General features: G+C 64.4%; 9 protein-coding genes and 4 pseudogenes. 8 read left to right on the plus strand and 5 right to left on the minus strand.

Translation table 11 applies throughout. The annotated features are described in order from the left end of the window. Positions 1 to 48 precede the first annotated feature (48 nt). From ppk1 to IPK20_07545, 5 genes and pseudogenes are all read right to left on the minus strand, one after another. Positions 49 to 2233 (minus strand): annotated as a pseudogene (gene ppk1 / locus IPK20_07525) (polyphosphate kinase 1). Beyond that, positions 2199 to 2471, minus strand: coding sequence for an oxidative damage protection protein (locus tag IPK20_07530; protein MBK8016581.1), 273 nt, complete (start codon positions 2469 to 2471; stop codon positions 2199 to 2201). The pseudogene ppk1 and the gene IPK20_07530 overlap by 35 nt, the downstream one beginning before the upstream one ends. Positions 2472 to 2694: 223 nt before the next feature. Beyond that, a pseudogene (gene argA / locus IPK20_07535) lies at positions 2695 to 3996 on the minus strand (amino-acid N-acetyltransferase). A gap of 25 nt (positions 3997 to 4021) precedes the next feature. After that, on the minus strand, positions 4022 to 4789 hold the full coding sequence (locus IPK20_07540; GenBank protein ID MBK8016582.1) for a 3-hydroxyacyl-CoA dehydrogenase: 768 nt from the start codon (positions 4787 to 4789) through the stop codon (positions 4022 to 4024). A gap of 227 nt (positions 4790 to 5016) precedes the next feature. Continuing rightward, a complete protein-coding gene (locus IPK20_07545) occupies positions 5017 to 5781 on the minus strand; it encodes a 16S rRNA (uracil(1498)-N(3))-methyltransferase (GenBank protein MBK8016583.1) in 765 nt (254 codons plus the stop codon). 189 nt (positions 5782 to 5970) lie between these two features. Here IPK20_07545 and IPK20_07550 point away from each other — a divergent pair. The 8 genes and pseudogenes from IPK20_07550 (at position 5971) to IPK20_07585 (ending at position 14554) form a co-directional block, all read left to right on the plus strand. Beyond that, positions 5971 to 6725: pseudogene (locus IPK20_07550) on the plus strand (inositol monophosphatase family protein). 96 nt (positions 6726 to 6821) lie between these two features. Beyond that, positions 6822 to 8519 carry an acetolactate synthase 3 catalytic subunit gene (locus IPK20_07555; GenBank protein ID MBK8016584.1) on the plus strand — a complete coding sequence of 566 codons (1698 nt, stop codon included), beginning with the start codon at positions 6822 to 6824 and terminating at the stop codon, positions 8517 to 8519. A gap of 19 nt (positions 8520 to 8538) precedes the next feature. After that, positions 8539 to 9030 (plus strand): acetolactate synthase small subunit, encoded by a 492-nt coding sequence (gene ilvN, locus IPK20_07560; protein MBK8016585.1) that lies wholly within the window; start codon positions 8539 to 8541, stop codon positions 9028 to 9030. Positions 9031 to 9131: 101 nt separating this feature from the next. Continuing rightward, positions 9132 to 10148, plus strand: a complete 1017-nt coding sequence (gene ilvC, locus IPK20_07565) for a ketol-acid reductoisomerase (GenBank protein ID MBK8016586.1) — start codon at positions 9132 to 9134, stop codon at positions 10146 to 10148. Between the two features lie 95 nt (positions 10149 to 10243). Then, positions 10244 to 10902 (plus strand): annotated as a pseudogene (locus tag IPK20_07570) (phosphatidylserine decarboxylase). 191 nt (positions 10903 to 11093) lie between these two features. Next, positions 11094 to 11858 carry a CDP-diacylglycerol--serine O-phosphatidyltransferase gene (gene pssA / locus IPK20_07575; protein MBK8016587.1) on the plus strand — a complete coding sequence of 255 codons (765 nt, stop codon included), beginning with the start codon at positions 11094 to 11096 and terminating at the stop codon, positions 11856 to 11858. A gap of 362 nt (positions 11859 to 12220) precedes the next feature. Beyond that, positions 12221 to 13756 carry a 2-isopropylmalate synthase gene (locus IPK20_07580; protein ID MBK8016588.1) on the plus strand — a complete coding sequence of 512 codons (1536 nt, stop codon included), beginning with the start codon at positions 12221 to 12223 and terminating at the stop codon, positions 13754 to 13756. 66 nt (positions 13757 to 13822) lie between these two features. Further along, complete coding sequence (locus tag IPK20_07585) at positions 13823 to 14554, plus strand: glycosyltransferase family 2 protein (GenBank protein ID MBK8016589.1); 732 nt, start codon at positions 13823 to 13825, stop codon at positions 14552 to 14554. Positions 14555 to 14570 lie beyond the last annotated feature (16 nt).

Consider the following 14570-nt stretch of genomic DNA (forward strand, 5'->3'; position numbering starts at 1 on the left):
GCTTGAGTTCGATCTCCATGGCGCGAGTCCGGCTTCAGGACCCGCGCTCTAGACGGGAGCGCCCGGTTTGGCGACGAGCTGCGCGAGCAGTTCCATCTGTGCGCAGCGTTCACCGCCCTGTTGGGCGGCACTGCGGTGATACTGGCCATCCGGATCCATGATCCAGGACTGGGTGTTGTCCTCCAGATAGACCTGCAGTCCTTCCGCGATCACCCTGCGCTTGAGCCTGTCCTCCAGGACGGGGAAACAGACCTCGATACGGCGGAAGAAGTTCCCGGTCCATCCAGTCGGCGCTGGAAAGGTAGACGGAATCGGTGGAATGGAAGTGGAAGATGCGGTTGTGTTCGAGGAACCGGCCGATCACGGAACGGACCCGGACGTTCTCCGAAAGCCCCAGAATACCGGGCGCAGCGCGCACACGCCGCGAAACGATGAGGTCGATCCGGACGCCGGCCCGGGAGGCCTCGTAGAGTTCGTAGATGATCTCCGGCTCCAGCAAGGCATTCATCTTTGCAGTGAGCCGGCGGGTTTGCCGGCGCGCGCCTCCTCCGCCTCGTGCGCGATGGCTTCGAGGAGACGAGCATGCAGAGTGAAGGGAGACTGCCATACATGGACATGGTGGCCCGCCTTGCCCAGGCCGGTCAGCTGCATGAAGACATCGTTCACATCTGCCGTGACCCCGCCGGGTTGCACGTGAACAGGCCGAAATCCGTATAAAGCGTCGCCGTGCGGGAGTGGTAGTTGCCGATGCCCAGATGGACGTAGCGAAGCAGGCCTCCTTCCCTCGCGCCGCACGACCATGGACATCTTGGCGTGCGTCTTGTGACCGACCACTCCATACCGACGGGCGCCGACCTCTCGAGGCGCGATGCCCAGTTGATGTTGGCTTCTTCGTCGAAGCGTAAAGCAGCTCGACCACCGTCACGGCCTTGCCGTTCCGGGCCGCGGTGATGAGATGGCGCATCAGTTCGGAATCGGCGCCGGTTCTCTGTAGACGGTCTGGCTTGATCGCGACCACCTGAGGATCCACGGCGGCTTCTGCAAGAAAGCTGATCACCGGCTTGAAGGACTGGAACGGGTGGTGCAGGAGGATGTCGCCCTTGCGGATCGCGGCGAACAGATGCTGGCCCTTGGCGAGACGCGGAGGCAGACCCGGGACGAAAGGTTTGAACTTGAGCTCAGGCCGGTCGACCCGATCGGGTACTTGCATGAGCCGTACGAGGTTCACTGGCCCGCGCACCTGGTACAGGTCGCGCCCGTCCAGGCCGAACTGTTGCAACAGGAACTCCGACATGTGCGGCGGGCACAGATCGGCCACTTCCAGGCGGACCGCATCGCCAAAATGCCGCTGCGGCAATTCTCCCTGCAGCGCGGTGCGGAGATTCTTGATCTCCTCCTCGTCCACGAACAGGTCGTTGTTGCGCGTCACCGGAACCGGTAGCAGCCCTTGATTTCCATCCCCGGCGAACAGTTCGTTCACGTGCGCGTGCAGGATGGAGGAGAGAACACGAAGCCGTACTCGCACCTCGGCGATTTCGGCCGGAGGACTTACCAAACCGGGGCAGGGCACGTGGCGCCTGCACGATGGCCTTGCCGGAATTGGGCAAGAACGCATCCTTGCCGGACAGTTCCACCGCGAAATTGAGGCTCTTGTTGAGCAGCCGCGGAAACGGGTGTGCCGGATCGAGGCCGATGGGCGAGAACCGGCATCACCTCCTGATGAAGAAGTCGTGAATCCATGCCCGCTGCGTCGTTCCACTCACGCCGCTTCAGAAAACGGATCCCTTCGCGGGCGAGGGCGGAAGGATCTCGTCATTGAAGATGGCGTACTGCCGGCCGACCATTTCGTGCGCCTGACCGCAATTTCGTTCAGCACGTCCCGCGGCGATGCGCCGTCATGGCCGGCCGCCACGGCTCCCATCTCGATCTGGGCCTTGAGACCGGCGACGCGGATCTCGAAGAACTCGTCCAGATTGCTCCCCACGATGCAGAGAAAGCGCAGCCGCTCCAGCACCGGCACGGAAGGATCCTGCGCTTGTGCCAGAACTCTGCGATTGAACTCCAGCTGACCCAGTTCGCGATTAAGGAAGTAGCGCGGCTCTCCTGGCGGCCGCACGCGTGCGGCCGCGATGGTTCCCTCAGCCTGCGCTCCGGGTCGAGCATCCGCGACCGAGACTTCCGGCTGTTTCACGGTAGGCCTACCTGGAAGGCGGAACGTATCCCGCCGCCTCATCCGCACCTTCGCCGAAGAAGTGCTTCTCCATCTGTGCCTCGAGATACCTGCGCGCCTTGATGTCGGCGAGGTTGAGGCGGTTTTCGTTGACGAGCATCTTCTGCTGCTCCAGCCACGCCCTCCAGGCTTCCTTGGAGACGTTGTCGAAGATGCGTTTGCCCAACGGTCCCGGATAGGTGGGAAGATCCAGACCCTCCGCTTCCCGTCCGAGCTTGATGCAGTGAACCATGCGTGCCATGGAATAGTCCCTCCGGACCATGGCGGACATGCGCCATGTATTCAGGCCATTATCCTGAAAGGCCGGGAGAGCGTAAACCGCGCATTGGGCCTACTGGATCGGCTGGCGGCGATCGGGCCCGCTTCAGTCAGGATGCCCGCGGGAAAGGAGGGCGCCGGCCGGATGACAGCTGCGGAGTCGCGCCTGCGCGTGCCGCGGCCCGGCAAACTCCAGAGGACCTTTCCTAGACAGTCTTGACGAGCACCTTGGATCGGCGCTGATAGTTGTAGAACTCCTGGCGCTGAGGTGGCAGGTCCGCCACGGGGACCTCCGTGAAGCCCTGCTCGACGAACCAGTGCGCGGTGCGCGTCGTCAACACGAACAGCCGCTTGAACTTCGCCTTGCGCGCCTTGGCCTCGATGAACTGCAGAAGCCTCTCCCCCGCACCGCCGTTGGGTAGTCGGTGGATCGCGAGACAGGCCAGCTCTCCCGCCTGTCCTTCGCGAGGAGAGCGGCGCAGCGGATAATCCGGTCGTCGCTGCAGGATGACAAGCGGTCGATCCGATCTCCTGCAACTCGCAGGGAGCGCTTGACCAGCGGCCACCGGCTTCCAGCGGCTCGGCGAGATGGAGAATGCCGCCCACGTCCTCGATGGTCGCCGCCGCAGCTGCCCACGGGTCCTGGCAACCATGCTGCCGATGCCGGCGTGCGTGAACAGCTCCAGCAGCAATGCATCGTCCACGTGCCGCGACACCAGATGCACGTGCTTGACTCCGCCTTTGCAGGCACGGATGGCGAAGGGCAGGTAGATCGCACCATCGCCCTTCGGTCCGCGACTCTCTCCCAGCATCTGCTCCGCCTCCGATACCGTGAGCTCGGTACGCATCGTCCCGCGGCCCGCGCCGATGCCCGGTTCGTTCATCAGGAAGAGCAGCTTTTCCGCCTTGAGCGCGATCGCAGTCTGGGCGGCCACGTCTTCCAGCGTGAGATTGAAGATCTCTCCCGTCGGGGAATAACACAGAGGCGAGACGAGGACGACATCCTCGTCGTCCAGGCATCGCTGGATCGCATCGGCCCTGATCTTGCGGACTTCCCCCGTGAACAGCATGTCCACGCCCTCGACCACTCCGACCGGCCGGGCGATCACGAAGTTGCCGCTTGTGACCTGGATGGTCGCGTTGGCCATGGGCGTGCTGGGCAGTCCCACGGAGAGCTGCGCCTCGATCTCGGTCCGCAGCCGGCCGCTTGCTTCCTTCACGTCCTGCAACGCGGCCTCGTCTGTCACCCGCATGTCGTGCACGTAGCGGATGTCAGCCTTGCGGCGCCGCAGCCGCTCTTCGATCTGCGGCCGGGCTCCGTGCACCAGCACGAGCTTGACGCCCAGCGCCGCGAGCAGATTGAGGTCGTGAACCAGGCCGACGAACTTGCCGTCGGCCACCACTTCTCCGCCGAACGCGATCACGAAGGTGCGACCGCCGAAGGCGTGGATGTACGGCGCCGATGCGCGGAACCACGGGACAAAGTTCTCGAGCGACTTGGGGTCCATGGACGGTCTCGAGGCGAGGATGGCGCTACTTGGCCGCCATGCGGATGGCGCCGTCGAGCCTGATGGTCTCGCCGTTCAGCATCTGGTTGGCGCAGATCTGGCCCACGAGCTGGGCGAACTCCGACGGGCGGCCGAGGCGGGATGGGAAAGGAACCTGTTGGGCGAGCGAGCGCTGCGCCTCCTCGGGCAGGCCGGCCATCATGGGCGTCTCGAACAACCCCGGGGCGATCGTGACCACGCGGATACCGTACCGGGCGAGTTCGCGGGCGATCGGCAGGGTCATGCCCACCACCCCCGCCTTCGACGCAGCGTACGCGGGCTGGCCGATCTGACCGTCGTACGCGGCCACGGAGGCCGTGTTGACGATCACGCCGCGCTCGCCTGCGTCGTTGGGCTGACCCTTCGCCATGGCGTCGGCCGCCAGGCGAATCATGTTGAATGTGCCGACCAGATTGATGTTCACGATCTTCATGAAGCGGTCGAGCGGGTGCGGGCCCTCCTTGCCGAGAACCTTGGCAGGGACACCGACACCGGCGCAGTTGACCAGACCTTGCAGTCCACCAAAGGCGGAAACAGCGGTGTCGATGGCGCGCCTCGCGTGTTCCTCGGAAGTGACGTCGCATTCCACGAAGCGGACGGCGGCGCCGAGGCGGGCCGCCAGCATCTCGCCCGCTGTCTTGTTGACGTCGGCGATCACCGCCTTGCCGCCGGCGGCGACGATCATTTCAATGGTGGCTTCTCCCAGGCCGGAACTGCCCCCGGTGACGACGAAAACGCTGTTGCGGATGTCCATGGATATGTCCTGAATTGATGCTGCGCTTGAGAAATGAACCGCGAGTTTAAGGGGGGGCGGGCCAACGCGCACGCGTGTGACTCAGGTCACTCGGACCGAGGGCGAGACGGCCGGGGCGGCTTTTCGTTCCACACCAAGGAAGTCGTGCCGGAACCACCGTCGTCAGAGGAGGGTTGCTCGCGAGGCGCACCCGGTCGATGGCATGCACGGTGGGCTCGTCTGCCCCTTCAGAAGTCACCCCAAAGAGTCTGGATCGATGCCAGCGCCGCCAGTGCCGCCGTTTCCGTTCGCAGCACCCGCGGCCCCAGCCGGACGGGGACGAATCCGCGCAGCGCCGCGTTGGTGGCCTCGGCTGCGGAGAATCCGCCTTCGGGTCCCGCCAGCAGCCAGACTTCCCCATCCGGTCGCGAGAGCTCCGCGAGCCTCTTGCTTCCCTCCACCGCGAGGAAGATGCGCGCCTCCCCGGAGGCGGGCAATGGTGACAGGGCTGCCAACCAATGCTCGAATCTGGCGGGCTCCTCCACCCAGGGAACACGATTCCGGCCCGACTGTTCGCAGGCGGAGATGACGATTCCCTGCCAGTGGGACCGCCGGCGGTCGACCCGGTCTGCGCCCAGCTTGACGATGCTGCGTTCGGTGAACACGGGAACGATGCGTTCGACGCCCAGTTCCACCGCCTTGCGTATGGTGAAGTCCATCCGGTCGCCCGACGAAACGCCCTGCACCAGAGTGACGGGGAGGGGCGATTCAGGGCCTTCGGCGCGGAAGCGCCCGGTCTTGATCCGGACCTCCCCGCGCACAATATGGGTGATGGTGGCGAGGTACTCGCCGCCGCTGCCGTCGAACACCACGACCGGGTCCTTCTCGGCGAGGCGCAGGACGCGCAGGGCGTGATGGGCGGCCACCGGAGGGAGTTGCAGCTCGGCTCCAGGGCCAAGACGATCGGGCACGTGGAAGCGTGCCCCGCTCTTGATGGGCGTGTCGGTCGGCATGGTATGCCCCATGCTACCATCGACCGAGGGGTTATCCACGAAGCTGATGATGTCTGTATCGAGCATTGCTGGCCGCGTCGCCACGAGCTGCGCGGGGGTTCGGTGAACCACGCGGGACCGGAGGTCGCCACGGCCGCCCTTCTGGCCGAGGCGTCAGCCGTCGTGCGGGCTGTCGCTGCAGAGCAGGTGATGCCGCGATACCGCAAGGTTGCGCACCGGCGCAGGATGACGGCACGCTTTGCACGGAAGCCGACATGGGTGCGCAGCGGGCGCTGATCGAGCGTCTGCAGGCGATTGCTCCCTATCCTGTCCTGGGTGAGGAGATGACCGCCGGGGACCAGCTGGCGGCATGGGATCGCGGCGCTGAAGGCCTGTGGTGCGTGGATCCCATCGACGGTACGTCCAATTTCGTTCACGAAGTGCCTTATTTCGCCATTTCGGTCGCTCTCATGCGCGCCGGGCGTTCCGTGCTGGGTGTCGTATACGCGCCGGTGACGGACGAGATGTTCACCGCCCACCGTGGTGGCGGGAGCTATCTCAACGGGGAGCGCATCCACGCCGGGCAGGGTGCTCCGGAATTGCGGTCCGCCATGGCCAATGTCGATTTCAAGCGCATCCCCAAGCCTCTCGGTGCCGCACTCGTTGCCGGAACACCGTACTGTTCGCATCGCAGCCTGGGCGCGGCCACCCTGGAGTGGTGCTATCTCGCCGCGGGCAGGCTCGACATCTACGTGCACGGTGGGCAGAAACTGTGGGACTACGCTGCCGGGACGCTGATGCTGGAGGAAGCCGGAGGCATGGTCGGGACCCTGGAACACGAGGATTTCTGGGCTTCCGCCCCGTGGCGGCGGTCCGTCGTGGCGGCGCGTCACCCCACCCTCTATGCGTCGTGGCGGCAGTGGATCGACGCAACACTCCGGCCCGCCGTCCCCCTGACGGCCTGAATTTCCGGTATTTCTGCCCGAATTGACCGGCGTACCCCTTGCCGGTATCTTTCGCGGTTCCCTTTTGCAGACGTCGGGGACCCCCCCGCAACGACGATGGAACTGACCGGCGCCGAAATCACCGTGCGCTGCCTTGCCGATGAGGGGGTCGAATATCTGTTCGGCTACCCCGGCGGTGCGGTACTGCACATCTACGACGAGATCTTCAAGCAGGACAAGGTCAAGCACATCCTGGTACGGCACGAACAGGCGGCGGTGCACGCCGCTGACGGCTACGCCCGCGCATGCGAAAAGCCCGGGGCGGTGCTCGTGACTTCCGGGCCCGGCGTGACGAACGCGGTGACGGGTATCGCGACCGCCTATTCGGATTCCATCCCGATGGTCATCATCTCGGGCCAGGTCCCGACCCACGCCATCGGCCAGGACGCCTTCCAGGAAGTGGATGCGGTGGGAATCACCCGCCCCTGCGTCAAGCACAACTTCCTCGTCAAGGACGTCCGGAATCTGGCGGCCACCATCAAGAAGGCGTTCTACATCGCCACCACCGGGCGGCCGGGACCCGTGCTCGTGGACATTCCGAAGGATGTCACGATGGCCCGGTGCGAGTACTCGTATCCCGATTCGGTGTCGATGCGCTCCTACAACCCGGTGCTCAAAGGGCATTCCGGGCAGATCAAGAAGGCGCTCGCACTGCTCCTGGATGCGAAGCGGCCCATGGTCTACAGCGGCGGTGGCGTCGTGCTGGGCGGTGCCTCGGCCCAACTCGCAGAATTCGTACGGTCCCTGGGTTTCCCCTGCACGAACACGCTCATGGGGCTCGGTGCCTTCCCGGCATCCGATCCGCTGTACATGGGGATGCTGGGCATGCACGGCACCTACGAGGCCAATCTGGCCATGCAGCACTGCGACGTGCTCATCGCCATCGGAGCGCGCTTCGACGACCGGGTCATCGGCAATCCCAAGCATTTCTTCCAGGAAGAACGCAAGATCATCCACATCGACGTCGATCCGTCGTCCATCTCGAAGCGAGTCAGAGTCGATGTCCCCATCGTCGGCGATGTGCGCGAAGTGCTGTCCGAGATGAACCGGCAGGTGGCCTCCAGTTCGCAACGTCCGGACGCCGCGGCGCTGAAGGCGTGGTGGACGCAGATCGAGCTGTGGCGGGCGCGGGACTGCCTCAAGTACGACCGCACGAGCAGCATCATCAAACCGCAGATGGTCATCGAGAAGCTGCACGAGATCACCGGCGGAGACGCGTTCGTCACGTCCGACGTCGGCCAGCATCAGATGTGGGCGGCGCAGTTCTACCGTTTCGACAAGCCGCGTCGCTGGATCAACTCGGGTGGACTGGGCACGATGGGCTTCGGACTGCCGGCCGCGCTCGGGGCATGGTTTGCAAACCCGGATTCGACCGTGGCCTGCGTGACGGGAGAGTCGTCCATCCAGATGTGCATCCAGGAACTGTCGACCTGCAAGCAGTACCGCGCGCCGATCAAGATCGTGAACCTGAACAACCGCTACATGGGCATGGTGCGCCAGTGGCAGGAGTTCTTCCACGGAAACCGCTACGCCGAATCGTACATGGACGCGCTGCCGGATTTCGTGAAGCTCGCCGAAAGCTACGGTCACGTCGGCATGCGGATCGAGAAGCCTTCGGACATCGAAGGCGCGCTGCGCGAGGCGTTCGCGATGAAGGACCGGCTCGTGTTCATGGACTTCATCACGGACCAGACCGAGAACGTCTATCCGATGGTGCCGGGGGGCAAGGGTCTGTCGGAAATGATCCTCGTCTAGGCGCGCCCCGGGAAAGAACATGAGACACATCATCGCTTTGCTGCTCGAGAACGAATCGGGCGCGCTGTCGCGGGTCGCGGGGCTCTTCTCCGCCCGAGGCTACAACATCGAATCGCTGACCGTCGCTCCCACGGAGGATCCGACGCTCTCGCGCATGACCATCGTGACGTCCGGTTCGGGCGACATCATCGAGCAGATCACCAAGCAGCTGAACAAGCTGGTCGACGTGGTCAAGGTCGTGGACCTGTCCGAAGGCGAGCACATAGAGCGCGAACTCATGCTGGTGAAGGTGCGCGCCTCGGGCAAGGATCGCGAGGAGATGAAGCGGCTGGCGGACATATTCCGTGGCCGGATTCTGGACGTCACCGACAAGAGCTACACGATCGAGTTGACGGGCACGTGCCAAAAGCTCGATGCCTTCCTCGACGCACTCGAGGACGGCGCAGTCCTCGAGACGGTCCGTACCGGCGCATCCGGGATCGGCCGCGGAGAGCGCATTCTGAAGATCTAGGGTTGGACGACGTGGATGGTGGAGGCCGGGGCCGATCCCCCGTGACCGCACGCACCGGTTACCGACGCCTCATGGTCGAAATCACCAAAGGGGAAAAAACGATGAAGGTGTACTACGACAAGGATGCCGACCTCTCTCTCATCAAGGGCAAGAAGGTCACCATCATTGGCTACGGTTCGCAAGGTCACGCCCATTCGCTCAATCTGCACGAGTCCGGCGTCAAGGTGACCGTGGGCCTGCGCAAGGGCGGCAGTTCGTGGGACAAGGCGAAGAAGGCCGGTCTGGGTGTCAAGGAAGTCGCCGACGCCGTGAAAGGTGCCGACTTCGTGATGATGCTGCTGCCCGACGAGCACATCGCCAAGGTCTATCGCGAAGAAGTCGAGCCGAACATCAAGAAGGGGGCCACGCTGGCCTTCGCCCACGGCTTCAACATTCACTACGGCCAGGTGATGCCGCGAGCCGACATCGACGTGGTCATGATCGCGCCGAAGGCTCCGGGGCATACCGTCCGCGCCACCTACGCTCAGGGCGGCGGAACTCCCTGCCTGATCGCCATCGCGCAGGATTCCACGAAGAAGGCCCGGGATCTGGCATTGTCCTACGCTGCGGCCATCGGCGGCGGCAAGGCGGGCGTGATCGAGACCACCTTCCGCGAGGAAACGGAAACCGACCTGTTCGGTGAACAGGTGGTCCTGTGCGGCGGTACCACGGCGCTCATCCAGGCGGGATTCGAGATCCTGGTGGAAGCCGGCTATGCGCCGGAAATGGCGTACTTCGAGTGCCTGCACGAGTTGAAGCTCATCGTGGACCTGATGTACGAAGGCGGTATCGCGAACATGCGCTACTCGATCTCCAACAATGCCGAGTACGGCGATTTCACGCGCGGTCCCCGCATCATCACCGAGGAGACCAAGGCCGAGATGCGCCGCATCCTCAAGGAGATCCAGACCGGCGCCTACGCGCAGGAATTCCTTCTGGAAAACCAGACGGGCGCGACCAAGCTGAACGCCATGCGCCGTATCGGCCGGGAGCACGAGATCGAGCGGGTGGGCGGCAAGCTCAGGGACATGATGCCCTGGATCAAGAAGAACCGTCTCGTCGATACGAGCCGCAACTGATGCGGGACGCCGGCCATCCGGCCGGCTGACGTTACCGCATCGAATCGGCCGCGGCGCGTTCCACCGCGTCGCGGTCGCCGCCCACTCAGCCCGCAATGTCGATCGTGAACTATCCGCACCCGCTCATCGCTCGTGAAGGCTGGCCCTTCCTCACCGCGTCGATCGCCGCGGCGGCGATCGCGACCTGGTTCCTGGGCGCGTGGTCGGTTCCGTTCTGGCTCGTGGCGGTGTTCGTTCTGCAGTTCTTCCGCGACCCGCCTCGCGCCGTCCCCGCCGATGCCCGCGCAGTTCTCTCGCCTGCGGACGGACGCATCGTGGTCGTTGCCAAGGCTCGCGATCCCTATCTGCAGCGCGACGCACTGAAGATCAGCGTGTTCATGAACGTGTTCAATGCGCATTCGAACCGCAGCCCCGTCGATTGCACGGTTGTGCAGGGCTGGTACAACGCCGGCAGTTTCCTGAATGCGGCGCTCGACAAGGCATCCGTGGAGAACGAGCGCAATGCCCTGCACCTGCGCACAGCGGACGATCTGGACATCACGTGCGTACAGGTTGCCGGATTGATCGCGCGGCGCATTCTCTGTTACGTGAAGCCCGGCGATGCCCTGGGCAGGGGGGCGAGCGATACGGTTTCATCCGTTTCGGTTCCCGCGTGGATCTGTACCTTCCGGCCGATGCCGCGCCGCGTGTGGCCGTGGGCGACAAGGTTTACGCCACCTCCACGATCGTGGCAGAGTTGTCTGCGACACGCTGATCCTGTCCGGGCCGCCGCACTGCTCGTGGCCGGTGCCGGGACAGGCAACCGAAACGAAACGCATGGGGAGCGAGCCGTCTTCTTCATGACATCCACCGGCGATGACGCCAGACAGGCCGCACTCGAGGCAATTCCAGCATACGGACGGGGACACCTCCATGGATGAAACTCGCGCTCGGCGCCGCTGGCTGATGCGTCGCAAGTTCCGACCGGGGTTCTTCTGGCTGCCGAATGCCATCACGACAGTCGCTCTGTTCGCGGGCTTCTATGCCATCGTGCAGGCGATGAACAACCGCTACAGCGCGGCGGCGGCGGCCATCTTCATCGCCATGGTCTTCGACGGGCTGGACGGACGCGTCGCCCGCCTCACGCGAACCCAGAGCGCCTTCGGCGCCGAACTCGATTCGCTTTCGGACATGGTGGCGTTCGGCGCCGCCCCGGCCCTGGTCATCTACGAATGGGCGCTGCGCGGACTGGGCAAGTACGGATGGGCGGCCGCGTTCGCCTACTGTGCCTGCGCGGCCCTGCGTCTGGCTCGTTTCAACACGAACATCGGCGTCGTCGACAAGCGCTACTTCCAGGGATTGCCGAGTCCTGCTGCCGCCGCGGTCGTCGCCGGTTTCGTGTGGGCCATGGATTCCTTCGACTACACGGGGCCCAGACTGGACTGGTACGCCGCCGGTATCACGGTCTTCGCTGCTTTCACCATGGTGAGCAACGTCCCGTTCTACAGCGGCAAGGACATCAACATCCGCAAGAGCGTGCCTTTCTGGCAGGTTGTCCTCGTGCCCCTCGTCGTAGCGGCGGTGTTCTTCCTGTCCGACAATCTCCCGGAAATGCTGTTCACGATCGCGATTCTGTACGCCGGTTCGGGATACGTCATGGCGGCCGTCGGTTTCTTCCGGCCGCCTCCGCCCGCGGGACCCTCGCACGAGGAGCCGCCCGCGGCCGAGTGAGCCGGGTTCGCAGGCCGGCATCCGACGCCGTCGCCATGATGGCAAAGGCCGTTCCCGGAAGGACGGCCGCGCATCCTGCGGACCCGCCGTCGAACGGTGCGGCCTCAAGATCCGCTTGCGGGCTGCCGATGAAGTGACATATAGTCCCCAGCCATGAACACAGCCGCCCAACTTGCCCTTCTTCCTTCCGCCAGCGCCCTGCTGGCCGGGCTGCTGCTGCTGCGCGCAAGCGCACACTAAACCTACCCCATTCCCCGTAGTACCCCGTCGCCGGACTTGACCAGTCCGATGTCCCTTTGTAGTTTTCGCGCTGCTCGTGCCGGCCTGCGCCCCGGTATCGCGGAACCGATCAGGAGAACACCATGACCGACCGTCTCATCATTTTCGACACGACGCTTCGTGACGGGGAACAAAGCCCGGGCGCGTCCATGACCCGCGAAGAGAAGCTTCGCATCGCGCGCCAGCTGGAGAAACTTCGGGTGGATGTGATCGAAGCCGGTTTTCCGGCTGCGTCCAACGGGGACTTCGAGGCCGTTCGAGCCGTCGCGGGCATCATCAAGGATTCCACGGTCTGCGGACTCGCCCGCGCCAACGATCACGACATCAGGCGTGCCGGAGAGGCGTTGCGCGAGGCCAACTCGGGGCGGATCCACACGTTCATCGCGACGTCCCCGATCCACATGGAAAAGAAGCTGCGCATGCAGCCGGACCAGGTCATCGAGACCGCCGTCAAGGCGGTCACCCTCGCCAAATCGTTTCGTGATGACGTCGAGTTCTCGCCGGAGGACGCGGGGCGTTCCGAAGTCGACTTTCTGTGCCGGATACTCGAAGCCGTCATCCGTGCCGGTGCCACGACGATCAACATTCCCGACACGGTCGGGTACACCATGCCGGAACAGTTCGGCGGTCTGATCCGCGCTTTGCGCGAGCGGATTCCCAATTCAGACAAGGTGGTCTGGTCGGTTCACTGCCACAACGATCTCGGCCTCGCAGTCGCCAACTCCCTGTCTGCCGTGATGAACGGCGCACGCCAGGTGGAATGCACGATCAACGGTCTTGGCGAACGTGCCGGCAACGCATCGCTCGAGGAGATCGTCATGGCGGTGCGAACCCGCAAGGACTACTTCCCCTGCGACACGCGCATCGACACGACGCAGATCGTTCCCGCGTCGAAGCTCGTGTCCGGCATCACCGGCTTTCCCGTGCAGCCGAACAAGGCCATCGTCGGCGCCAACGCCTTCGCCCACGAGTCCGGCATCCATCAGGACGGCGTGATCAAGAGCCGCGAGACCTACGAGATCATGCGGGCCGAGGACGTGGGCTGGACCACCAACAAGCTGGTCCTGGGCAAGCTGTCCGGCCGCAACGCGTTCAAGCAGCGCCTGAAGGAACTGGGCATCGAACTCTCCAGCGAGGAAGGCCTGAATGCCGCTTTTGCACGATTCAAGGACCTGGCCGACAAGAAATCCGAGATCTTCGACGAGGATCTGCAGATGCTCGTCTCGGACGAGGCGGCGGCCCAGGACGCCGAGCATTTCAAGCTTGTCTCGATGATGATCCACTCGGAAACCGGCGAAACGCCCACGGCAAAGGTCGTGATGGCCGAAGGGCACGACGAGAAACGCGCCGAGGCAGCCGGCAGCGGTCCCGTGGATGCGACCTTCCGTGCCATCGAGACGATCGCCACGAGCGGGGCGGAACTCCAGCTCTTTTCCGTGAACAGCATCACGAGCGGAACGGATGCGCAGGGTGAAGTGACGGTGCGCCTCAAGAAGGAGGGCCGCATCGTCAATGGAGCCGGCGCGGACACCGACATCGTGGTCGCATCCGCGAAGGCCTACATCAACGCGCTGAACAAGCTGCATTCCAAACTTGAACGCGCACATCCGCAGGTCTGACGTTCGACCCCGGCGCGGCGGCCTCTTCGGGCCGCGCCGGGGTTCCGGCGCTCTTCTGCAGCATTCATGATCGATCTGTTCGGCCGCCGGGCCCGCACCGACGCCGCGGACGCCGTTCGCATCGATCCTGCGCAGTTCTGGGTGACGGTGATCACGCCCACCACAGGCAAGGGCAGTCTGGAGGACCTGATCGTTTCGGTGGATGGACAGACGGTCGGCGAGCGGATCCTGCATCTGCTGCTGTTCGATGAAACGCGCTCGGAAGGCGCGCCGGCGCCGGAAACCTACAATGGACCCCATCGAAGAGCCCTCGTCCTGCCCTGGGGGCTGGGCCGGCAGGGTGAGGCACCCGGCTCGGCGCTGCGGGCGGTGGCGCTCATGGCAGCGCCCACGCCCTGGGTCACGTTCGCGGACGACGATGTCCGGTGGGAGCCGGATCACGTCCAGCGTCTTCTGGACGCCGCGGGATCGCTCAACTGGTCTTCCACGTTGCGAAACATCTGGGCGCCCGATGGAAGCTTCATCGGCGTAGACCGGTTCGAATCGGTCGGCGACGACCCCGGGCGCAAGGTCCCCGAGGAGATGCTCGACAACAACTGCATGATGTTCAGGCGCGAACTCGGGGTGGTCGCGGCGCAGCTGTATCGCGAAACAAGGGACTACAACGACGACCGTCTGATGTACGGTTTCCTCAAATCGCAGGCAGGCGCGCGCGGGACGACCGGCCAGCCGACCCTTCACCAAATCTGTCCCGATCGCCTCGTGAACTTCTTCAGGCACCACTGCTCGGCTCGATAGCGTCCCGTCTGCATGG

This window comes from Betaproteobacteria bacterium, assembly GCA_016713305.1.
Lineage (GTDB): Bacteria > Pseudomonadota > Gammaproteobacteria > Burkholderiales.